Raw genomic sequence first — 23,960 nt, forward strand, 5'->3', positions numbered from 1 at the left:
CAGCGCAAGGTCGAGGGGCATCTCGACTTCGCTCGATGCGAACGGCAAGGGATAAAGGATCAAGGTTATGAAAACTCTGGTTTGGGTCGAACATGACGGCAAGGCCGTCAAGGATGCCACGCTCGCGGTGGTCACCGCCGCGTCGAAGCTCGGCGAAGTCCATCTGCTCGTCGCCGGTTCGGGCGTCGATGCCGTTGCCAAGGAAGCCGCGCAGATCGCGGGCGTGGGCAAGGTGCATGTCGCCGACAACGCCGCCTTCGATCACAATCTGCCCGAAAATGTCGCGCCGCTGATTGCCGAACTGATGTCCTCGCACGACGCCTTCCTGGCGCCCGCGACGACGACCGGCAAGAATATCGCGCCGCGCGTCGCCGCGCTGCTCGACGTGATGCAGATTTCGGAAATCCTGTCGGTCGAAGGCCCCAAGACCTTCACGCGCCCGATCTACGCCGGCAACGCGATCGCGACCGTCGAATCGTCGGATGCCAAGCTGGTCCTGACCGTTCGCGGCACCGCCTTCGAAAAGGCCGCGACCAGCGGCGGCGCGGGCACGATCGAAGCCGTCGCGGCGGGCAGCGACGCCGGCATCTCGAGCTTCGTCGGCGCCGAAATCGCGAAGTCGGAGCGCCCCGAACTCACCTCCGCGAAGATCATCGTCTCGGGCGGCCGGGCGCTGGGTTCGAGCGAGAAATATCAGGAAGTCATCGTCCCGCTCGCCGACAAGCTGAACGCCGCGCTCGGTGCGTCGCGCGCCGCGGTCGATGCGGGCTATGTCCCCAACGATTATCAGGTCGGCCAGACCGGCAAGATCGTTGCGCCGGAGGTCTATTTTGCCATTGGCATCTCGGGCGCGATCCAGCATCTTGCCGGCATGAAGGACTCGAAGACGATCGTCGCAATCAACAAGGATGAGGACGCGCCGATCTTTCAGGTCGCCGACCTCGGCCTCGTCGCTGATTTGTTCAGTGCGGTGCCCGAGCTTACGGCCAAGATCTGACCCGCCGCACCATGGCCGGCCATCATCCTGGCGTGCCGGGCCTCGGCGATGCACCGTTCAACGCCGGTGGTCGCCGGTCGGCACGGCCGGGGGCCGGCCGCGAGGTCGATGAAGACGACGACGGCATCGGCGACGACGACGTTCATGGCCGCGCGCTGGTCCTCGCCAGCGTTGCGCGCGACGCGCGGCTCAATAAAAAGTTCCTGCTGCTGATCACGCTGTCGGCGGCGATCGCGACGCTCGGGCTGCTGCAAAGCTCGGCCGCGGTCGTCATCGGAGCGATGCTCGTGTCGCCGCTGCTCGGCCCGATCATGGGGATCGGTTTCGGTCTCGCGACGCTCGAAAGCAACCTCATCAAGCGATCGCTGGTCACGATGGCCGCGGGCATGGCGGTGGCGATCTTCGTCGCGGTGCTCATCATCTGGCTGTCGCCGATCCGCGACGTCACACCCGAAGTTCGCGCCCGGACGCAACCGACCTTGCTCGACCTGGGGGTGGCGGTCGTCGGCGGCATCGCCGGCGTCTATGCGATCATGCGCAAACTGTCGGGGGTGATGGTCGGGGTCGCAATTGCAACGGCGCTGGTGCCGCCGCTTTCCACAATCGGTTTCGGCCTTGCGACAGGGCGTTTCGACTTCGCGGTCGGTGCCGCGCTGCTGTTTCTGACGAATACGCTGGCGATTGCCTTTGCCGCGACGATCATCGCGCGGTTCAACCGTTTCGGCCCGTCGCTCACGCCGCAGCATACGGCGATGCAGGTGACGGGGATTTTGTTCACGCTGGGCATATTGTCGATACCGCTCGCGCTCACGCTCAACAATCTGGCGGGTGAGGTGCGCGCGCGTTCGATTGTGCAGGCCGAATTGCGCAGCCTGCTCGACGAAAGCGACCGCGTTGACAGCATGAATGTGCGCATGGAGCGCGACACAGTGGCCGTCGACGGGGTGATCCTCGTCGATCGTTATGTCGCCAAGCTCGACACCGAGCTGGCGGTGCGCATCCGCAAGGCGCTCGACCGCGACGCGCGCGTCAGCATCGTCCAGCTCAGGCAACAGACCAACGCCGCGGTGCAGGTGGAGGAGCAGCTCAACCGCCGCCTTGCGACGCTCGAACAGCGCGAGGAGGATGCGCGCGCGATCCTCGCCGGGCTGACTGTCGGCGAACTCGTCCGCCGCGACCGGGTGCTGATCGACGCGCAGGCGCGCCGGGTCGTCGTCCAGCGCGACCGCGAGGCCGAGGGCGAACAGGTCGCCGCCGCGGTCGACCGCATCATGGCGGCGGTGCAGGCCTCCCATCCCCGCTGGCTCGTACAGAACGGGGCGCTGACCGCCGCCGAGGAGCCGGAGAAAACCGAGGCGGAGTCCAGCCCGGCAACGCCATAGACTGGCCGTCATCGATCCCGCGGCCACGTGGCGGGATTCGATGCGTATACGTATACCCTATGGTGATCCGGCGCGATTGGTTTCAATTGCGAGGCTCAAGATGGGTCAAGCCCACGTGTCGGAGAGGAGCCTCAAGGACATTCATGTCCCCGGTCCGGCGCGCGGTCATCATCGCCCGTCCGAGCCAGGGGAGCCTTTTATGACCATGCCGACCAGCCTTCGTCGCGGCGCCAGCGCCATCGCGATGGGCCTTGCCTTGACCGCCGTCCTGCCTGCCGCCGCGATGGCGCAGGATGCCGATCCCGCCGCCGAAGCGGGCGGCGAAGAAGAAATCGTCGTTTCGGGCTTCCGCGCCAGCCTCGAAAGCGCTGTCGGCGCCAAAAAGGAACGCGATCAGGTCGTCGAATCGATTTCGGCCGAAGACATCGGCAAGCTGCCCGATGCCTCGATCGCCGAATCGATCGCGCGCCTGCCGGGCCTGACGTCGCAGCGCGTCTCGGGCCGCTCGAACTCGATCTCGATCCGCGGCTTTGCGCCCGACTTTTCGACGACTTTGCTCAACGGCCGCGAACAGACCTCGACCGGCGACAACCGCGCGGTCGAATATGACCAATATCCCAGCGAAGTGATCAACCAGGTCCTCGTCTACAAGACGCCGATGGCGTCGATCGTCGGGCAGGGGCTTTCGGGCACCGTCGACCTGCGCACCATCCGCCCGCTCGAATATGGCAAGAGCGTCATCTCGATCGGCGCGCGCGGCAGCCTCGCCGACCTCGGCAAGCTCAACGCGGGGTCGAAAAAATACGGCTACCGCGTCAACGGCGTGTTCGTCGACCAGTTCGCGAACGACACGATCGGCGTCGCGCTCTCGGCGAGCTATGTCGACGAGCCCTATCAGATTCAGGAGTTCAACGCCTGGGGCTATGCGGGCGCCGGAACGGCGGCGAGCCCCGTGGTGATCGGCGGGTCGAAAAGCTACGCGACCTCGACCCAGCTCACCCGCCTCGGCCTCCAGGGCACGCTGCAATGGCAGCCGCACCCCAATTTCACCTCGACGCTCGATGCCTTTTATTCGGACTTCAAGGACGACCAGATCAAGCGCGGGATCGAACTGCCGCTCGCCTTCGGCGGCGCCGGGGTCAATGTCACCGACATCGACGAGAGCGGCGAGTTCGTCTTTGCCCGTGCCGGAACCTTCACCAATGTCGAGGGCGTCGTGCGCAACGACGTGTTCGAGCGCAAGGCCAAGCTTTACAGCTTCGGATGGAACAACCGCTGGGAAGGCGACGATGGCTGGAACGTCACCGCCGACGTCAGCCTGTCGAAGACCGACCGCAACGAGCTGATCTTTGAAAGCAATGCCGGCACTGGCCGCGGCGGCGGCGTCGGCGCGGTCGACACGATCGGTTTCCGTAGTGACCGTAATGGCACGGTGTTCAGCCCGACGCTCAACTATGGTGACTATGACCTCATCCAGCTCACCAGCCCGCTCGGCTGGGGCGGCGATCAGACGAGCGTTGACGGCCGCCGCATCCTTGGCGGGCAGGACGGTTATTACAACAACCGCATCATTGAGGACGAGCTGTGGCAATATCGCGTCGAGGTCGAACGCGAACTCGAAGGCTTTTTCCGCTCGGTCCAGTTCGGCGTCAACTACACCGATCGCTCGAAAAGCCTCGTCCCCGACGAAGCCTTTGTCGGGCTCGTCGCCAACACCGACGGGTTGACCAGCGTGCCGGTGCCCGAACAGTTCCGCCTCGGCACCACCGACCTCGAATATCTCGGCCTCGGTCCCGTCATCAGCTACGATCCGCGCGACCTGCTTGCGGCCGGGCTCTACCAGTTGGTACCGAACCCCTATGGCGATGTGGTCGTCAAGGCCTATGATGTCTCCGAAAAGCTGATGACCACCTATGTTCAGGCGAATATCGACCATGAAATGGGCTCGTCGCTGCTCACGGGCAACATCGGCGTCCAGGCGATCTTCACCGACCAGAACTCGAACGGCGCGAGCGCGTCCTTCATCGGCACCAATCCCAATGGATCGCCCAACATCCAGGGCATCCCGCAGCGTCGCAGCACCGACTATGTCGATGTGCTGCCCAGCCTCAACCTGTCGCTGCGCACGGCGGGCGATTTCGTGATCCGGTTCAGCGCGGCGCGCGAGATCATCCGCCCGCGCCTCGACGACATGCGCGCTTCGCTGAGCTATGGCACCACCGTCGGCGATCCGGGCGGCATGACCTGCCCAGCCGGACGGCTGTGCGCTGTCGTACGCGGCGATGCGGGCAATCCCGATCTCCGACCGTGGCGCGCCAACGCTGTCGATCTGACCTTCGAAAAATATTTCGGGTCAAAGGGTTATCTGGCGTTGCAACTCTTCTACAAGGATCTGAAGAGCTATATCTATAATCAGGCGATCCCCTTCGACTTCACCGGCTATCCGATCGCGCCGGTTGGTAATGACTCGAACGGCAACCCGATCATCGTCAACTTTATGGGCACGGTGAACGCCCCGATCAACGGCGAGGGCGGCGAGCTCTACGGCGCCGAAGTCGCGGGCACCTTGCCCTTCGGCGAGATTGTCGGCGCGCTCGACGGCTTCGGTGTGACCGGCGGCGCTTCCTATACCAAGACGAAGATTGCGCCGACCCCCGGTGCGCCCGCGGAGGATATCCCCGGCTATTCGAAATGGGTCGCGAACGGCACCATCTTCTTCGAAAAATGGGGATTCAACGCCCGTGCCAGCGCACGTTACCGGTCGAGCTTCGTCGGCGAGCTGTCGGGCTTCGGTGGCAATCGTGTGCGCCGCCGCGCGCGGCCGGAAACGATCATCGACGCGCAGATCGGCTATGATTTCCAGCCGGGCAGCGCGCTCGAAGGCCTGTCGATCTTCGTGCAGGGCCAGAATCTGACCGACGAACCCTTCGTCACCGACGATCCGCGCGACGCGCGTGCGGTCATCGACTATCAGGTCTATGGTCGCCGCTTCCTGGCGGGCGCCTCGTTCAAGTTCTGATCCTCCCTGATGGGGGCGGCTGCGTCCAGCCGTCCCCATCATCTTGTTGCGTAAAGAGGCATTGGCCGATCAAATGACCCCCATGCGGATCATCATCATCGGCGGCGGGACGGCAGGCTGGATGGCCGCCGCCTGCTTCACCCGCTTCCTGCCTCCCGGCTGGTCGGTCACGCTGGTCGAATCGGACGCGATCGGCACCGTCGGCGTGGGCGAGGCGACGATCCCGCAGATCCGCCTGTTCAATCAGGCGCTCGGCATCGACGAGGACGAGTTCCTCACCGCGACGCAGGGCACGATCAAGCTCGGCATCGAATTTGCGGACTGGACGCGCCCCGGCCACCGCTACATGCACGCCTTCGGCGCGATCGGGCGCGGGCTCGGCCTGCTCGAGTTCCAGCATTACTGGCTGCGCGCGCGCGCCGCCGGGGTCGCGGGTGAGCTGGGCACCTATTCGCTCAACGAAACGGCCGCGCACGCGCGGCGGATGCAGCGCGGCGCCCCGCGCACCTCGCCGCACCTCGCCGAAATGCCCTATGCCTTTCACTTCGACGCCGCGCTTTACGCTGCTTACCTGCGCCGCCGCGCCGAAGCGGGCGGTGCGCAGCGGGTCGAGGGCAAGGTCGCCGACGTTCGCCTCGACGGCGACAGCGGCAATGTCGCGGGGGTGACGCTCGACGACGGGCGCCGCATCGACGGCGATCTCTTCATCGACTGTTCGGGTTTTCGCGGCCTGCTGATCGAGGGCGCGCTGGCGACGGGTTATGACGACTGGTCGCGCTGGCTGATCAATGATCGCGCGATCGCGGTGCCCTGCGTGCACGGCGCCACGCCGCAGTTGCCGTGGACCGGCGCCACCGCGCGCGAGGCCGGCTGGCAATGGCGCATCCCGCTCCAGCATCGCATCGGCAACGGCTATGTCTATTCGTCGCATCATATTTCGGACGAAGACGCCGAACGGACGCTGCTTGCCCATCTCGACGGCGCGCCGCAGGCGCAGCCCAACCGGCTGCGCTTCGTCAGCGGCAAGCGGCGCAAGCTGTGGAACCGCAACGTCGTCGCGCTGGGGCTGGCGAGCGGCTTCATGGAGCCGCTCGAATCGACGAGCATCCATCTCGTCCAGTCGGGCATCTCGCGGCTTTTGAAGATGCTTCCTGTCGGCGTCGCCGACCCCGCGGTTGCCGCCGAATATAATCGCCAGAGCGATTTTGAATGGGAACGCATCCGCGACTTCCTCATCCTGCACTTCAAGGCGACCGAGCGGCGCGACACGCGCTATTGGCAAGACCGCGCCGCCATGCCGATTCCCGACACGCTCGCCGCGAAGATCGATCAGTTCCGCGCGCAGGGGCTTATCTTTCGCGAGCATGAGGAATTGTTCACCGAATCGGGCTGGCTGCAGGTGCTCATCGGGCAGGGGATCGAACCCCGCGCCTGGCATCCCCTCGCCGACGGGATCGGTGAGGCCGAGCTCGCCAAATATATGGCGGGGATTTCGCTGATGATCGAACGCGAGGTGGCAGTCATGCAAAGTTACGACGACTTCCTTGCCGCGACGCGGCCCGCCGCGGGGGTCGCGGCATGATGCGCCGCCTCGCCGCGTTCGCGCTGCTGCTCGCGCCGCTCCCCGTCGCGGCGGACGAGGCGGCGCTGCGCGTCCGCCCCGCAAACGACGAGATCATCTATTTCGTGCTTCCCGACCGTTTCGAGAATGGCGATGCGTCGAACGATAGAGGCGGGCTGAAAGGCGATCGCCTCGCCACCGGCTATGACCCCGCGGCGAAGGGCTTTTTTCACGGCGGCGACCTTGCGGGCCTCACGAAGCGGCTGGGCTATATCCAGGGGCTCGGCGCCACGGCGATCTGGTTCGCCCCCATTTTCAAGAACAAGCCGGTGCAGGGCGCGCCGGGGCAGGAAAGCGCGGGCTATCACGGCTATTGGGTGACCGACTTCACGCAGGTCGATCCGCATTTCGGCACGAATGCGGAGTTCAAGGCCTTTGTCGACGCGGCGCACGCCCGCGGCATGAAGGTCTATATGGACATCATCGCCAACCACACCGCCGACGTCATCACCTACAAGGAAGGCGCGGCCACGGATTTCCGCTACCGCAGCCTTGCCGACTATCCCTGGTCGCGCCGCGGCGGGGTCGATGGCCCGGCGATCAACCCCGGCTTTGCCGGCGACGGGGTCGCGAGTGCGGACAATTGGGCAAAGCTCACCGATCCCGCCTTCGCCTACACGCCCGTGGTGCCGAAGGGCGAGGAGCGGGTGAAGGTGCCCGCATGGCTCAACGACCCCATTTATTATCACAATCGCGGCAACAGCGACTGGGTGGGCGAATCCGCCCTCTATGGCGACTTTGCCGGGCTCGACGATCTGGCGACCGAAAATCCGCGTGTGGTGCAGGGCTTCATCGACATCTTCGGTCGCTGGATCGACGAGTTCGGCATCGACGGTTTCCGCATCGACACCGCCAAACATGTGAACCCGGAGTTCTGGCGCGCCTTCGTCCCCGCGATGCAGGCGCGGGCGAAGGCGCGCGGTATCCCGAACTTTCACATCTTCGGCGAAGTCTATATCGACGGCGTCGATCCGGGGGCGCTCGCCGCCTGGACGCACAGCGCGGGCCTGCCCGCCGTGCTCGATTTCAGCTTCGCGCGCGCGGTGATCGACAGCGTCAGCGGGACCAGGGGCACCGACTTGTTCGCGCGGCTGTTCGACGGTGACGTGCTGTACAAGGGCGGCGCCGACGCGGCGCTCCAACTGCCGACCTTCCTCGGCAATCACGACATGGGCCGCTTTGCGATGTTCGTGAAACAGGCGAACCCGGATGCGGACGACGCCGAACTGCTCGCGCGGACGATGCTCGGCCATGCGATGCTGCTGACGCTGCGCGGGGTGCCGACCATCTATTATGGCGACGAACAGGGTTTCGTCTCCGACGGCCACGACCAGCTCGCGCGCGAGGACATGTTCGCGTCAAAGGTTGCCGTCTATAACGACAACGACCTGATCGGCACCGACGCGACCACCGCCGATGCCAATTTCGACACCGCGCACCCGCTCTATCGGCATATCGCGGCGCTGGCGGGTATCCGCCGGAGCACCCCCGCGCTGATGCGCGGCGCAACGAAATTGCGTGCTTTCTCCGACAAGCCCGGTCTGCTCGCGGTGTCGCGCTTCGACCCCGACACGGGGCGCGAGGTCGTGCTCGCCTATAATACGTCTGCGGCGCCGTTGCGGGCGACGATCTCCGTCGATATGAAAAGCGCGGCCTTCACCGCGCTCCACGGCGATTGTCCGGCCCGCCCCGTGGCGCCGGGCAGCCTCTCTATTTCTCTCCCCGCCTTCGGCACGCTCATCTGCCAGGCCAGCGAATAAGCGATCATAGCGTGACACCCTACCAGCCCCTTGCCCAGGACCAGCTTGCGCCCGCCGCGGATGCCGACACCCCATGGTGGAAGGGGGCGGCGATCTATCAGGTCTATCCGCGCAGCTTTGCCGATTCGAACGGCGACGGTGTGGGCGACCTTGCGGGGATCACCGCAAGGCTCGACCATATCGCCTCGCTTGGTGTCGATGCGATCTGGCTGTCGCCCTTCTATCCCTCGCCGATGGACGATTTCGGATACGACATCGCCGATTATTGCGGTGTCGATCCGATCTTCGGGACGCTCGCCGATTTCGACGCACTGGTGGCGCGCGCGCATGCGCTGGGGCTGAAGGTCACCACCGACCTCGTGTTCGCGCACACCTCCGACCGGCACGCCTGGTTTGCGGAGAGCCGCGCGAGCAAGGATAATGACAAGGCCGACTGGTATGTCTGGGCCGACGCGCGGGCGGACGGTTCGCCGCCGACCAACTGGCAGTCGGTGTTCGGCGGTCCGGCGTGGACGTGGGACGCGCGCCGCGGCCAATATTATATGCACAATTTCCTGAGCTCGCAGCCGCAGCTCAACGTCCACAACCGCGATGTACAGGACGCGCTGCTCGGCGTCGTGCGCTTCTGGCTCGACCGCGGCGTCGACGGCTTTCGCATCGACGCGATCAATTTCGCGATGCACGACCCCGAGTTTCGCGACAATCCGCCCGCGCCGCCGTCGAACAAGGTCCGCACGCGCCCCTTCGATTTCCAGCAGAAAATCTATAACCAGTCGCACCCCGACATTGCGCTCTTCCTCGAACGCATCCGCGCGCTCACCGACGAGCGCGAGGGGTGCTTCACCGTGGCCGAGGTCGGCGGCGACGATGCGATGCGCGAAATGAAGCTCTTCACGGCGGGCGAGACGCGCCTCAACAGCGCCTATGGCTTCGACTTTCTCTATGCCGACCGGCTGACGCCGCAACTCGTGCGCGAGGCGGCCGAGGCATGGCCCGACGCGCCGGGCATCGGCTGGCCGAGCTGGGCGTTCGAGAATCACGACGCGCCGCGCGCGCTGTCGCGCTGGACTCCGCAAGACGTCGACCGCGACGCCTTTGCGCGCATGAAGATGGCACTGCTCTGCGCGCTCCGCGGCAATATCATCATCTATAATGGCGAGGAACTGGGGCTCGACCAGGTCGATATTCCCTTCGATCAGGTCAAGGATCCCGAAGCGCGCAAGAACTGGCCGCTCACCCTGTCGCGCGATGGCGCGCGCACGCCGCTGCCCTGGGCGGCGGCGGCGGCGAACGCCGGTTTTTCGGAGGCCGACCCCTGGCTGCCGCTCGGCCCGTCGCACCGCGATCTGGCGGTCGACCGGCAACAGGATGATCCCGCGTCGCTGCTCAACCTCACGCGCCGCCTCGTTGCGCTGCGCGCCGCGCACCCCGCGCTCCGCCTCGGCGGCAACGCCAACTGGGTGGCCGAGGGCGACCTGCTCGCCTTCGACCGCGTCGCGGGGGAGCAGCGCATTCGCTGTCTTTTCAACTTCGGCGGCGGCGCGATCGGGATTTCGGCGCTTGCCGACGGCCGCGCGCCGCTGATCGCGCTGAACGGCGCCGACACCGCACAGTTGCCGCCATGCGGCGCGCTCTGGCTCAAAATGGAAGGATGATCATGCTCCGTCTCGCCCCCCTCGCGCTCCTCGCCGCCGCTGCGGCTCCCGCCGCCGCGCAGCAGGCGCCCGCGCCGGTCACCGCGACCTCGCCCGACCGCAGCCTGGTCCTGACCGTCACGACCGACAATGACGCGCGCCCGACCTGGTCGCTCTCGCGCAAGGGCAAGCTGCTGATCGCGCCATCGAAACTGGGGTTCCTGATGGCCGATCGCGTCGGGCTTCAGCGCGGTTTCCGGATCGAGGGCAGTGAAACCGCCAGTGCCGACAGCCGCTGGGAACAGCCGTGGGGGGAGCGCCGCTTTGTGCGCGACCAGCATAATGAGCTGCTCGTCCGGTTCCGTCAGCACGAAAGCTGGGGCGGCCATGCGATGAACGTGCGCTTCCGCCTGTTCGACGACGGCATCGGCTTCCGCTACGAACTGCCCGAACAGGAGGGGCTCAAGACCGCGAAGATCGCCGACGAGATCACCGAGTTCGACATCGCGGCCGAGGGCACCGCATGGTGGATCGCGGGCGGCGAATGGAACCGTTACGAACAGGTCTATCAGCAGACGCCGATCGACGCGGTATCGACCGCGCACACGCCGATCACGATGCGCCTTGCCGACGGCACGCACCTCGCGTTCCACGAAGCCGCGCTCGTCGATTATGCCGGCATGTGGCTGAAACGCGTCGAGGGACGCAAGTTCCGCGCGACGCTGGCGCCTTCGTCGCAGGGCCCGCGCGTCGTGCGCGACCTGCCCTTTGCGACGCCGTGGCGGACGATCCGCATTTCGGACGATGCTGCGGGGCTGGTCGAAAGCGACCTCGAACTCAACCTCAACGAACCGAACAAACTGGGCGATGTAAGCTGGGTCAAGCCGATGAAATATATCGGCATCTGGTGGGGCATGATCCGCGGCCCGTGGAGCTGGGCCGAAGGGCCGAACCATGGCGCGACGACCGAACGCACCAAGCAATATATCGATTTCGCGGCCAAGCATGGCTTCGGCGGCGTGCTCGTCGAGGGCTGGAACAAGGGCTGGAACAGCAACTGGTTCGGCCATGGCGACGCCTATAGCTTCACCGAAGCCTATCCCGATTTCGACCTCAAAGCCGTCACTGACTATGCGCGCAAGAAAGGCGTGACCTTGATCGGTCATCACGAAACCGGCGGCAATATCGCGGTATATGAGGCACAGCTTGACGATGCGATGAAGCTCTATGGCCAGCTTGGCGTCAGGGCGGTCAAGACCGGCTATGTCGCCGATGCCGGCGGTATCATCGCGCCGGGCGCGACGCCCGGCAGCAAGGCGATGGAATGGCACGACGGCCAGCGCCAGGTGCAGCATCACCAAAAGGTCGTCGAGACGGCGGCGAAATACAAGGTCGCGGTCAATCCGCACGAACCGGTGAAGGATACGGGGCTTCGCCGCACCTGGCCCAACTGGGTCGCCCGCGAAGGCGCCCGCGGCATGGAATATAATGCCTGGGGCGCCTTCGCCAACAATCCCGACCACGAACCCACGCTCGTCTACACGCGGATGCTGTCAGGGCCGATGGACTATACGCCAGGGGTGTTCAGCCTGAAGGGGGCCGAGGATGTTCCGATGACCTCGACCCTCGCGAAGCAGCTCGGCCTCTATCTCGCCATCTATTCGCCGATCCAGATGGCGGCCGACTTTATCGAGAATCTGGAAGCGCACCCGCGCGAGCTTGCATTTGTGAAACAGGTGCCGACCGACTGGGCCGAAAGCCACCTGATCGCGGGCGCGGTCGGCGACTATGCGATCTTCGCGCGCAAGGACCGGAAAAGCGCCGACTGGTATGTCGGCGGCGTCAACGACGGCACCGAACGCACGCTGACGCTGTCGTTCGATTTCCTCGATCCCGGCAAGACCTATACCGCGACGATCTGGAAGGATGGCGACGGCGCCACCTATCTGACCGACGCGCGCCGCAACATCGCCTATGACACGATCAAGGTGAAAAAGGGCGACACGTACAAGCTCTGGCTTGCCCCCGGCGGCGGCGCGGCAATGCGGGTGACGCCCGGCCGCTAAGGCGGGCGCGGGCTCGGCCGGACCAGCCCCCTTTTTCGTCATTCCGGCGAAGGCCGGAATCCCGCCCTCGCGCTCCAAGGCAACGGCGAGATTCCGGCCTTCGCCGGAATGGCGAGATTATTGAGGCTGGTCGTTTGCAGTCGCGCACGCCGCACCAAAGAGCGGTGGCCAGCCGCCGGGCGCTGTGCTTAGATGCGTCCATGGCCGAGCACCGCCCCCGCTACAAACGCTACGATCGCCCCGCCGGCGGCTGGGGCGCTGCGGCGGCGACGGCAAAGGTGCTGCTCGAACAGAGCGTCGTCACCAAGGGGTCGCGCGCGCTCCTGTCGATGAACCAGCCGGGCGGCTTCAAATGTCCCAGTTGCGCCTTTCCCGACGCCGCCTGCACGAAGAAGCTCGAGTTCTGTGAAAATGGCGCCAAGGCGCTCGCGCACGAAGCGACCAAGTTTCGCGTCACGCGCGACTTTTTCGCGCAGCATAGCGTCACCGAGCTGATAGCGCAGTCGGACCATTGGCTCGAAATGCAGGGCCGGTTGACCGAACCGATGCGCTACGACGCCGCGACCGACCATTATGTGCCGGTGGGTTGGGACGACGCCTTCGCACTGATCGGCCGCCACCTTCGCGCGCTCGACAGCCCGCACCGCGCCGAGTTCTATACGTCGGGCCGCACGCCGAACGAGGCCGCCTTCCTCTATTCGATCTTCGTGCGCGAGTTTGGCACGAACAATTTTCCCGACTGTTCGAACATGTGCCACGAACCGACGAGCCGCGGCCTGCCGTCGTCGATCGGCATCGGCAAGGGCACGGTGATCCTCGAGGATTTCGACCATGCGGAAGCAATTTTCCTCATCGGCCACAATGCCGGGACCAACGCGCCGCGGATGATGACCCCGCTCGTCGAGGCGCGCAAACGCGGGGTGCCGATCGTCGCGGTCAACCCGATGCCCGAACGCGCGCTCATCCGCTTCACCGAGCCGCAGGATATCGTCCAGATGGCGACCTTCGGCTCGACCGAGATCAGCAGCGAGTTCGTGCATATCAAGATCGGCGGCGACCTCGCGCTGCTCAAGGGCATGATGAAGGTGCTTTTCGAGCGCGACGCCGCGGGCGAGGCGGTGCTCGACCATGATTTCATCGCCGAACATACCGAAGGCCTCGCGGCGCTGTGCGCCGATGTCGAGGCGCAATCGTGGGACGCGATCACCGCCGCTGCGGGGGTCGACGCGGCGCAGATCCGCCGCTGCGCCGACATCTATATCCGCTCGAACGCGACGATCATCTGCTACGGCATGGGCGTGACCCAGCATCAGCGCGGGTCCGAACTCGTCCAGCAGGTCGCGAACCTGCTGCTACTCCGCGGCAATTTCGGCAAGCCCGGCGCGGGCATCTCGCCGATCCGTGGCCATTCGAACGTGCAGGGCGACCGCACCGTCGGCATCGACGAGCGGCCCGCGCCCGCCTATCTCGACCGTCTCCGCGACGTCTTCGGCTTCGATCCGCCGCGCGAGCACGGGCATCACAGCGTCGAGGCGGTCGAGGCGATGCTCGCGGGCGAGGCCAGGGTCTTCATCGGCCTCGGCGGCAATTTCGTTCGCGCGGTGCCGGATACGACCCGTGCCTGTGCCGCGATGCAGCGACTCGACCTCACTGTTGGCATCGCGACCAAGCTCAACCGCGGCCACCTCGTCCACGGCAAGGATGCGCTGATCCTGCCGGTGATCGCGCGATCCGAACGGATCGAAACCGCGAGGGGCGAGCAGTTCGTGACGATCGAGGATTCGATGTCGAACGTCACCGCCTCGCGCGGCGTGCTCGACCCAGCCAGTGAGCACCTGTTGTCAGAGGTCGAGATCGTCTGCCGCATGGCGATGGCGACGCTGCCCGGCAGCAAGGTCGACTGGCGGCGCTATATCGACGATTATGACGCGATCCGCGACAAGATCGCCGCCGTCTATCCCGCCATCTACGAAGGCTTTTCGCAGCGCATCCGGGCGCCGATGGGCTTTCACCTCGACATTCCGCCGCGCCGCCGCGTCTGGCCGACGCCGACGGGCAAGGCCAATTTCCTTGTCCTGCCGGGGCTCGCGGTAAACGCGGCGGTCGACGATCCCGCCATGCTGCGCCTCGCGACGGTGCGATCGCACGACCAGTTCAACACGACAATCTATAGCTACAACGACCGGTATCGCGGCATTTACGGCGACCGGATGGTGCTGTTCATGAACGCCGACGACAGGACAGACCGCGGGCTGGAGGCTGGCGCGCGCGTCGCGCTCGAAACGATCGCCGACGACGGCACCGCGCGGCGCGTCGAGGGGTTGACGCTGATCGACTATCCGATGTCGCGCGGTTCGGTCGCGGGCTATTATCCCGAACTCAACCCGCTGCTCCCGCTCGCCTTCCACGACCGGGTGAGCGGCTGCCCGGCGGCGAAAGCGATCCCGGTGCGCGTTGTCGCAATGTCCTGAGTCAGCTTTTCGCCAGCCGTTCGAGGTCGGCAAGGCTGTTGATATTGGGCGGCGCAAAATCGCACTGCACCGCGCGCGCGGCGATGCGGCGGGCGAAAGCGCGCATCGCGAGGTCGTCTTCCGCCTCCAGCATCGCCTTCAGTTCGCCCAGCACCGCAACCGGCCACAGCCCGATCACCGGCTGGCTGTCGAGGAAAGCGGGGGCAGGGGACAGCAACGCCGCAAGGTCGCCGGGCAGGCGCACGCAATCGACCGGCACGCTCAGCACCTGCGCAAACCCCTCCGACGCGGCTCGATCCAGCGCCCCCGCGATCGCGCCGAGCGGCCCCATGCCGGGACGCGGCCAGTCGGCGATCCCGCCCGCGCGCCCGACGACGACCACCGCGTCGCAATGCGGCGCGAGCGCGGCCAGAACATGATCGAGCAGCGTGCGCCCACCCAGCATCGCCAGCGCCTTGTCCGACCCGAAGCGGCGCGACGCCCCGCCGGCGAGGATCGCGCCGAGCGTCCTCATGCAATCATGCCCTGCGGGTCCGCGACGACCAGCGCCGCGTCGGGCCGTGCCAGCGCCACCAGCGTCAGACCCGCCGCCGCGGCGCGCGTCGCGGCCAGGCTCGTCGGCGCCGAAATGGTGACGAGCATGGGACATCCCGCGCGCACCGTCTTTTCGACCAGTTCATAGCTGCACCGCGCCGACAGCAGCATGAAGCCCTCGCCCGCGTCGATCCCCGCCCGCGCGAGTGCGCCGATCAGCTTGTCGAGCGCATTGTGCCGCCCGACATCCTCGCGCACCAGCCGGATAGCCCCCGCGGGCGAGCAGAAGGCGGCGGCGTGGACGGCGCCTGTCGCGCGGCCGAGCGGCTGATGCGCATCGAGCGCCGTCAGCGCGGCGGCGATGGCAATGCGGTCGGTCCCGATGTGCGCGGTCACCGGGGGCAGCGGGCGCAGCACCTCCTCGATATTCGCGATCCCGCACAGGCCGCAGCTGCTCTCGCTCACCCGCGTCCGCGCCCGTTCGAGCGCCGCGGCGTTGCGCTCGGTGGTCAGCCACAGCCGCAGCGCCCAGCCGCCCTCGATCGGCTGCACGTCGGTCCGCCGGATGTCGGCGGACGCCCCGATCAGCCCCTCGCTCAACGCAAAGCCGACGGCATAATCCTCAAGGTCGGCAGGCGTTGCCATCATCACCGCATAGGCGATGCCGCCAACCTCGACTGAAACCGGCGCCTCGACCGCAACGCAGCGGTCCAGCGCGACATCGCCGGGCACGCCGAGCCCCAACCGCCGGACAGGAAGGTCGATCGCCGCGTCGTTCATCACCGCTTCCTAACCGATCCGCCGCGACAGTGCGGCATCGAGCGGAAAGACCTATTGCAGTTCGCGCAGCGTCGCTGCAAACCGCGCCTTGTCTTCCTCGCCGAAGACGAGTCCCAGCTTGCTCCGCCGCCACAAAATATCGTCGGCCGTGCGCGCCCATTCCTGTTCGACCATCCACTCGACCTCGGCGACGCTCAGGCCGTGCGCGATCTCGCCGCCCAGCGCGTCCCAGTCGCCCGCATCGCCCAGCCAGCGCCGCGCCCCGGTGCCATAGGCGCGCGCGATCCGCTCGGCGGTCGTCGCCGCGAGAAAGGGGTGAGCGGATCGATATTCGGCGGCCAGCGCCGCGGCGCCGGTCATCGGAAAATCGCCGCCGGGCAGCGCCGCCTTCGCCGTCCAGTGCTTGCCCGTCAGCGCCGGCACATGGCGCGCGAGCGCGTCGACCGCCTCCTCGGCGACATGGCGATAGCTGGTGATTTTGCCGCCATAGATGGTGAGCAGCGGCGCGCCTTCTTCCATGTCGAGGTCGATCCGGTATCCGCGCGTCGCCGCCTCGGGCCGCCCCGATCCGTCTTCGACCAGCGGCCGCACGCCCGAATAGGTCCACACCACGTCGGCCGGGGTGACGGGGGTGCGGAAATAGAGGCTCGCGCCCTCGCACAGATAGGCGATTTCCGCCTCGCTCGCCTGCGCCTCGCTCGCGGGTCCGTCATGGTCCACGTCGGTGGTGCCGATCAGCGTGAAGTCGTGCTCATAGGGAATGGCAAAGAAGATGCGCCCGTCAGGCAGCTGGAAAAAATAGGAATAATGATGCTCGAACAGGCGGCGCACGACGATGTGCGATCCGCGCACGAGGCGCATCTGATGGTCGGGCTCCGCATCGGCGCGTTTCAACAGGTCGAGCACCGCCGGCCCCGCGGCATTGACCACGCTGCGGCCGGTGAAGCGATAGCGATGCCCCTGATCGTCCGCCGCGTCGACGACCCACAGCCCGCCGTCGCAGCGCAGCATCTCGGCGCGCGTGCGCGTGCGGACGCGCGCGCCGCGATCGGCGGCATCGCGCGCGTTGAGCAGCACCAGCCGCGCGTCGTCGACCCAGCCGTCCGAATATTCAAAGCCATGGACATAATGCGATTGCAGCGGCGCGCCCGCTACATGGCGCCTGAGGTCGATCGAGCGCGTCCCGGGCAGCTTCCTGCGCCCGCCGATATGGTCATAGAGGAACAGCCCCAGCCGCAGCAACCAGCGCGGGCGCAGCCCGTCGCGATAGGGCAGGACAAAGCGCATCGGACGGATGATGTGCGGCGCGATGCTCCACAAGACCTCGCGTTCCTTCAGCGCCTCGCGAACGAGGGTGAACTCATAATGCTCAAGATAGCGCAGCCCGCCGTGGATCAGCTTGGTCGATTTCGACGAGGTGCCTTGCGCAAGGTCGCCCGCCTCCAGCAGCAGCACCCGCGCGCCGCGCCCCGCGGCATCGCGCGCGACGCCCGCGCCATTCACCCCGCCGCCGACGACGATGATGTCATAGGGTGGGGGAGTGTCGGCCATGGCGTGGCTTCTTAAAGCCGGACGGCATCGAATGGAATCGTCTTTGCGAGCGGAGCGGGCCGAAGGCGGCCGGAGGCCAGCCAATCTCCAGCCTTCGGAAAGGCCGAACGATAGCGGGAGATTGCTTCGTCGCCTGCGGCTCCCCGCAATGACATATGCGGCTTACGTATGCGCGTTGCATTCGGGGGGCGCATCCTCCACTTCTCTCACTGCTATCCAAGGGGACGAATGTGAGCGTCAAGGTCGAAACATTGGTGTTGTTCGGGGCAACGGGCGACCTGGCGCAGCGTATGCTTTTCCCCTCGCTCTACAATCTGCACATGGACGGACTGCTCGCCGACGCGCTGACGATCGTCGGGTCGGGGCGCTCGGCGATGGACCGCGACGCCTTTCGGGCGCAGGTCCGCGCCGCGCTGACCGAGTATCTGCCCGAAGACCGCATCGAGGCGGCGGTCGTCGACGGCTTCCTTGCGCGCATCGATTATTGCGCGATCGACGCTGGCGCTGGCACCGGCTATGCGGAACTCGCGGCTTTGCTCGGCGACCGCATGGCGCGCCCGATTGGCGTTTACCTCTCGACGCCGCCGTCGATGTTCGGACCGATCGCGCAGGGGCTTAAAGCTGCGAACATCGCGTGCGCCGAATGCCGTATCGCGATGGAAAAGCCGATCGGCCACGACCTCGCCTCGTCGCGCGAAGTCAATGCCCAGGTCGGCGACGCCTTTGCCGAGGACCGGGTGTTCCGCATCGACCATTATCTCGGCAAGGAAACGGTGCAGAATCTGCTCGCGCTGCGCTTTGCCAACATGTTGTTCGAACCGCTGTGGAACGCGCAGGCGATCGACCATGTCCAGATCACCGTTGCCGAAACCGTCGGGCTGGAGGGCCGCGTTTCCTATTATGACGGCGTCGGCGCGCTGAAGGACATGGTGCAGAATCACATGCTCCAACTGCTCGCAATCATCGCGATGGAGCCCCCGGCCAGCGTCGGGGCGACCGCAGTGCGCGACGAAAAGGTCAAGCTGTTGCGCTCCTTGCGCAAGATGACCGCGGAGGATGTAAAGGCGCACAGCGTCAAGGGCCAGTACAGCAGCGGCGCGGTTAACGGCGCCGCGGTCGCGGGCTATGCCGACGAACTCGGCCAGCCGTCGAACACCGAAACCTTCGTCGCCTTGAAGGCCTTTATCGACAATTGGCGGTGGAAGGGCGTGCCCTTTTACCTGCGCACCGGCAAACGGATGCCGCAGCGCAAATCCGAAGTGCTGATCCAGTTCAAGCCCGTGCCGCACAATATCTTCGCGCGCGTCGGTGCGGGCAAGCTCGACGCGAACATGATGATCATCAATTTGCAGCCCGAGGAAAATATCCGCGTCAAGGTGATGGCAAAGCAGCCGGGGCTCGACCGCGACGGGGTGAAGCTCAAGGAAGTGACGATGGACGTCTCGCTCTCGCACAGCTTCGCGGGCGAGCGCCGCCGCATCGCCTACGAGCGCCTGCTGCTCGATTTCATCGAGGGCGACCAGACCCTCTTCGTGCGCCGCGACGAGGTCGAGGCGCAGTGGGAGTGGATCGACGCGATCCGCGATGCCTGGGATCAGGTCGACATGACACCGCAAAGCTACACCGCTGGAAGCTGGGGGCCGAGTTCGGCGATCGCGCTGATCGAGCGCGACGGGGCGAGCTGGCATGATTGAGCGCACCCCAAACCTTCTCCCCTTGGGGGAGAAGGATACGAAGCCTTGGCGCGCAGCGCCTGGGCGCAGTTGGATGAGGGTCGCTGCCGTCGCTTTCGCCGCTGCCGTTCACACCCTCACCCAGCTTCGACTAGCGAGCAAGCTCGCAAGTCTGCGCATCCCTCTCCCCCAAGGGGGGAGGATTTTGGAATTGTCATGACCCCCCTCCATCCCACCATCGCCGCCGTCACCGACCGCATCATCGCCCGCAGCGCCCCGCGCCGCGCCGCATATCTCGACCTGATGGACCGTCAGCGCGACGCCGGCACCAACCGCGGCAATCTGTCGTGCGGCAATCTCGCCCACGGCTTCGCCGCCGCGGGCGATGACAAGCCCGTCATCCGCACCGGCGCCGCGATGAATATCGGCATCGTCACCGCCTATAACGACATGCTTTCGGCGCATCAGCCCTATGGCCGCTATCCCGAACAGATCAAACTCTTCGCGCGCGAGGTCGGCGTGACGGCGCAGGTCGCGGGCGGCGTGCCGGCGATGTGCGACGGGGTGACGCAGGGGCAGGCGGGCATGGACCTGTCGCTGTTCAGCCGCGACAATATCGCGCAGGGCACCGTCATCGCCCTCAGCCATGCGATGTTCGAGGGCGCGCTCCTGCTCGGCATCTGCGACAAGATCGTCCCCGGCCTGCTCATCGGCGCGCTGCGGTTCGGCCATCTGCCGCAGATCCTTGTTCCCGCCGGGCCGATGCCGTCGGGGCTCGCGAACAAGGAAAAGCAGCGCGTGCGCCAGCTTTATGCAGAGGGCAAGGCGACCCGTGACGAACTGCTGGAGGCCGAGGCGGCGAGCTATCATGGCGCGGGCACCTGCACCTTCTATGGCACCGCCAACTCGAACCAGATGATGATGGAGCTGATGGGGCTGCACATCCCCGGCAGCGCCTTCACCAATCCGGGAACGAAGCTGCGGCAGGCGCTGACGCGCGCCGCGACGCACCGGATTGCGCAGATCGGCTGGGACGGCGACGATTATCGCCCGCTTGGCCGCTGCATCGACGAAAAGGCGATCGTCAACGCCGCGATCGGCCTGCTCGCGACGGGCGGCTCGACGAACCATGCGATCCATCTGCCCGCGATCGCCCGCGCCGCAGGGATCATCATCGACTGGCAGGATTTCGACGAGCTCAGCCACGCGGTGCCGCTGCTCGCGCGCGTCTATCCGAACGGCGCGGGCGACGTGAACCAGTTTCACGCCGCGGGCGGCATCGGCTTCGTCGTGCGCGAGCTGCTGGGTGCGGGATTGCTGCACGGCGATGTGCTCACCGTTGGCGGGACGATGGCGGACTATGCCGCCGAACCCGTGCTGGTGAATGACGAACTTCACTGGCAAGCCGCCCCCGGCCAGAGCCGCGACGACACTATGCTGCGCCCCGTCGCCGATCCTTTCTCGCCCGATGGGGGGATGCGCCTGCTGACCGGCAATCTCGGCCGCGCGATCATCAAGACGAGCGCGGTCGCCGAAGATCGCTGGACGATCGAGGCGCCGGCCCGGATCTTCGACGACCAGAATCAGGTTCTCGCGGCCTTCAAGGCAGGCGAGCTTGATCGCGACGTTGTCGTCGTCGTCCGCTTTCAGGGGCCGCGTGCGAACGGCATGCCCGAACTCCACAAGCTGACCCCGGCGCTCGGCGTGCTTCAGGACAAGGGCTACCGCGTCGCGCTGCTGACCGATGGCCGCATGTCGGGCGCCAGCGGCAAGGTTCCCGCCGTCATTCATCTGTCGCCCGAAGCCTTGCCCGGCCCTGACGGGATGAGTGGCCCGCTCGCCTATCTCCGGGACGGCGACATGGTGCGTGTCTGCGCGGTGAGGGGCGAAGTCGCCGCGCTGGTTGACGAAACCGAATGGGCTGCGCGAAGTCCCGCTGCCGCGCCGCCCCCCGCGGTGGGTGTCGGCCGCGAGCTGTTCGCGCTGTTCCGCCATCACGCCGACGAGGCGGAGAAGGGCGGATCGGCGGTGCTCGCGGCGATGGAGGCTGTGACTTAATCCGTCGCCCCCGCGAAGGCGGGGGCCGCTACCGGCCTTGGGCCACCTTGCCACCGGCCCCCGCCTTCGCGGGGGCGACGAACGAAATTGGAGTGAACATGTCCGACAGCGGTATCGAGCAGATCATGACCCTCGCGCCGGTCATCCCGGTGATCGTGATCGACCGCGTCGAGGATGCGGTGCCGATGGCCGAGGCGCTGGTCGCGGGCGGGCTCCGCGTGCTTGAGGTGACGCTGCGGACCCCCGCCGCGCTCGACGCGATCCGCGCGATGAAAAGGGTTCCGGGCGCGGTGGTCGGCGCGGGCACCGTGCTCAATCCCCGGATGCTCAAGGATGCGCTGGACGCGGGCAGCGAGTTCATCGTCTCGCCTGGTCTCACCGACAGCCTGGGCGAGGCGGCGGTAGCGAGCGGCATTCCCTTCCTTCCCGGCGTCGCCAATGCGTCGAACGTGATGATGGGGCTCGACATGGGGTTGGGCAGCTTCAAATTTTTCCCCGCGGCGACGAGCGGCGGCATTCCGGCGCTGAAGGCGCTCGCGGGTCCTTTCGGCGGGGTCAATTTCTGCCCCACCGGCGGCATCAGCGCCGCAACCGCGCCCGAATGGCTCGCGCTCGAACCCGTGCGCTGCGTCGGCGGCAGCTGGGTCGTTCCGGCGGGGCCGCTCGATCCGGTGCGGATCGAAGCATTGGCGAAGGAAGCGGCGGCGCTTCGGACCTGACTCCCAAAGGAACGCCGGATTTCCCGGCCATTGATAAACGCCATCTTACCTGCCATCGTGCAGCCCTGAAGCGGCAGGATGACCGCCTGTGGGGAGATGTGCGTGCCAAGACCGCAGCCGCATCTGGATGAAGTGCTCGCGTCCGAGCCCGGATCGCATATCGCCGCGCTTTTCGATTTCGACGGAACGATCATCGCCGGCTATTCGGCGACCGCGATGCTGCGCGAAAAGTTCCAGCGCCGCGAAATGTCGGTCGAGGAGATTGCCGAAACCGCACAGGTGATCGCGCAGCATAGCCTGGGCCAGATCGGCTTTTCCGGCCTGATGACTGCCGCCGCCAGATTCATGAAGGGGGTCGACGAGCAAAGCTTCATCGACTTCGGCGAGGAACTCTACCGCAAGCATATCGCGCGCAAAATCTATCCCGAAACGCGCGCGATCATCGAGGCGCATCAGGCCAAGGGTCATCGCGTCGCAATCATCTCGTCGGCGACGATCTACCAGATCGAACCGACCGCGCGCGATCTCGGCATCACGGACATCAAATGCTCGGCCTATGAGATCGAGGACGGGGTTTTCACCGGCGAAATCATCCGCCCGCTCTGTTTCGGCGAGGGCAAGGTGCTCGCCGCCGAGGACCTTGCCGCCGACTATGGCCTCGATCTCGATCAGAGCTATTTCTATTCGGACAGCGACGACGATATCGAACTTTTGGAGCGCGTCGGCAAACCGCGTCCGCTCAACCCGAACATGAAATTAAAGGCGATCGCCGACGAGCGCGGCTGGCCGGTGCAGCGCTTTGCAAGCCGCGGCACACCGTCGTGGATCGACTATGCCCGCACCCTCTATGCCACCGGCTCGCTCGTCGGCGCCTTCGCCGCGGGCCTGCCGATCTGGGCGCTCACCCGCTCGCAGCGCGAGGCGGTCAATTTCTCGATGGGGCTGTTCGGCGACTTCGCCACTGCGATCACCGGTGTCGAGCTGGAGGTCGAGGGCGAGCGCCACCTCTGGTCGTCGCGCCCCTGCGTCTTCGTCTTCAACCATCAGAGCAAGGCCGATGTAATGATCCTCGCCAAGCTCATCCGCCGCGACATGGGCGGGGTGGGCAAGAAGGAGATCAGGGACATCCCCATCCTCGGCAAGCTGATGGAATGGGGCGGCACCGTCTTCGTCGACCGCGCCGATGGAAAGAGCGCGATCAAGGCGATGGAACCGCTGATCGATGCGATCCAGAAGGAAGGCAAGTCGATCTGCATCGCGCCCGAAGGGACGCGCAGCCTGACCCCGAAGCTCGAACCCTTCAAAAAGGGCGCTTTCCACCTCGCGATGCAGGCCGGTGTCCCGATCGTCCCGATCGTGATTCATAACGCCACGGACGTCGCGCCGAAGAACGAGTTTGTGATGCGCCCCGCGACGGTGCGCGTCACCGTGCTGCCGCCCGTCGATACGTCGGGGTGGAGCGTCCGCACGATCAACAACCATGTCCGTGACGTGCGCAACATGTTCCTGCGCACGCTGGGGCAGCCGCAGGAAAGCGTCGCGGAATCGGTGGCGAGGGAAGCTGCGGTCGAGGCAAAGGGGGAAAAGACTCCGAAGAAGGCGGCCACCAAAAGGGCCGCGCCGAAGAAGAAGGCAACCGGAAAGAGCGCCAAGGCATGACTGCACATCCCTTTCCCGTTCGCATCGAGCGAAGTC

At 66.1% G+C, this 23,960-nt stretch carries 15 protein-coding genes; 12 read left to right on the forward strand and 3 right to left on the reverse strand.

All coding sequences use genetic code 11. From position 1 onward, the window contains the following. Positions 1-67: 67 nt before the first annotated feature. The 8 genes from SALA_RS00905 to SALA_RS00940 all read left to right on the forward strand — a co-directional run bounded on the left by SALA_RS00905 (position 68) and on the right by SALA_RS00940 (position 14,950). Positions 68-997, forward strand: a complete 930-nt coding sequence (locus tag SALA_RS00905; RefSeq protein WP_011540495.1) for an electron transfer flavoprotein subunit alpha/FixB family protein — start codon at positions 68-70, stop codon at positions 995-997. An 11-nt stretch (positions 998-1,008) separates the two neighbouring features. Continuing rightward, positions 1,009-2,379 carry a DUF389 domain-containing protein gene (locus SALA_RS00910; protein WP_011540496.1) on the forward strand — a complete coding sequence of 457 codons (1,371 nt, stop codon included), beginning with the start codon at positions 1,009-1,011 and terminating at the stop codon, positions 2,377-2,379. A 199-nt stretch (positions 2,380-2,578) separates the two neighbouring features. Beyond that, positions 2,579-5,398: a TonB-dependent receptor gene (locus tag SALA_RS00915; RefSeq protein ID WP_192807433.1), complete on the forward strand. Its 2,820-nt coding sequence runs from the start codon at positions 2,579-2,581 to the stop codon at positions 5,396-5,398. 73 nt (positions 5,399-5,471) lie between these two features. Beyond that, on the forward strand, positions 5,472-6,980 hold the full coding sequence (locus SALA_RS00920; protein WP_011540498.1) for a tryptophan halogenase family protein: 1,509 nt from the start codon (positions 5,472-5,474) through the stop codon (positions 6,978-6,980). Further along, complete coding sequence (locus SALA_RS00925) at positions 6,977-8,779, forward strand: alpha-amylase family glycosyl hydrolase (protein ID WP_011540499.1); 1,803 nt, start codon at positions 6,977-6,979, stop codon at positions 8,777-8,779. The genes SALA_RS00920 and SALA_RS00925 overlap by 4 nt, the downstream gene beginning before the upstream one ends. An 11-nt stretch (positions 8,780-8,790) precedes the next feature. Then, positions 8,791-10,434, forward strand: coding sequence for an alpha-amylase family glycosyl hydrolase (locus SALA_RS00930; protein ID WP_011540500.1), 1,644 nt, complete (start codon positions 8,791-8,793; stop codon positions 10,432-10,434). Between the two features lie 2 nt (positions 10,435-10,436). Continuing rightward, a complete protein-coding gene (locus tag SALA_RS00935) occupies positions 10,437-12,479 on the forward strand; it encodes a glycoside hydrolase family 97 protein (protein WP_011540501.1) in 2,043 nt (680 codons plus the stop codon). Positions 12,480-12,679: 200 nt separating this feature from the next. Continuing rightward, the gene (locus SALA_RS00940) at positions 12,680-14,950 is read left to right on the forward strand and encodes an FdhF/YdeP family oxidoreductase (RefSeq protein ID WP_011540502.1); all 2,271 of its coding nucleotides are present in this window, start codon (positions 12,680-12,682) and stop codon (positions 14,948-14,950) included. Position 14,951: 1 nt separating this feature from the next. Here the strand turns inward: SALA_RS00940 and SALA_RS00945 are convergent, their stop codons facing one another. From SALA_RS00945 to glpD, 3 genes are read right to left on the reverse strand one after another with little or no spacing between them, the layout of a single operon-like run. Then, a complete protein-coding gene (locus tag SALA_RS00945; protein WP_011540503.1) occupies positions 14,952-15,464 on the reverse strand; it encodes a molybdenum cofactor guanylyltransferase in 513 nt (170 codons plus the stop codon). Next, complete coding sequence (fdhD, locus tag SALA_RS00950; protein ID WP_011540504.1) at positions 15,461-16,264, reverse strand: formate dehydrogenase accessory sulfurtransferase FdhD; 804 nt, start codon at positions 16,262-16,264, stop codon at positions 15,461-15,463. Before fdhD ends, SALA_RS00945 begins: the two co-directional genes overlap by 4 nt. Positions 16,265-16,315: 51 nt before the next feature. Beyond that, complete coding sequence (gene glpD, locus SALA_RS00955; protein WP_011540505.1) at positions 16,316-17,815, reverse strand: glycerol-3-phosphate dehydrogenase; 1,500 nt, start codon at positions 17,813-17,815, stop codon at positions 16,316-16,318. A 230-nt stretch (positions 17,816-18,045) separates the two neighbouring features. Between glpD and zwf the strand changes: the two genes are divergently transcribed. The 4 genes from zwf (at position 18,046) to SALA_RS00975 (ending at position 23,924) form a co-directional block, all read left to right on the forward strand. Then, complete coding sequence (gene zwf, locus SALA_RS00960; RefSeq protein WP_041382917.1) at positions 18,046-19,509, forward strand: glucose-6-phosphate dehydrogenase; 1,464 nt, start codon at positions 18,046-18,048, stop codon at positions 19,507-19,509. A gap of 195 nt (positions 19,510-19,704) precedes the next feature. Then, complete coding sequence (gene edd, locus SALA_RS00965; protein ID WP_041382920.1) at positions 19,705-21,546, forward strand: phosphogluconate dehydratase; 1,842 nt, start codon at positions 19,705-19,707, stop codon at positions 21,544-21,546. Positions 21,547-21,644: 98 nt separating this feature from the next. Next, entirely contained in the window at positions 21,645-22,265 is a 621-nt protein-coding gene (gene eda / locus SALA_RS00970; protein WP_011540508.1) for a bifunctional 4-hydroxy-2-oxoglutarate aldolase/2-dehydro-3-deoxy-phosphogluconate aldolase, read from the forward strand. 96 nt (positions 22,266-22,361) lie between these two features. After that, on the forward strand, positions 22,362-23,924 hold the full coding sequence (locus SALA_RS00975) for an HAD-IB family hydrolase (RefSeq protein WP_041382922.1): 1,563 nt from the start codon (positions 22,362-22,364) through the stop codon (positions 23,922-23,924). The last annotated feature ends 36 nt before the right edge of the window (positions 23,925-23,960 follow it).

It is taken from the genome of Sphingopyxis alaskensis RB2256 (assembly GCF_000013985.1).
Taxonomy (GTDB): Bacteria; Pseudomonadota; Alphaproteobacteria; order Sphingomonadales; family Sphingomonadaceae; genus Sphingopyxis; species Sphingopyxis alaskensis.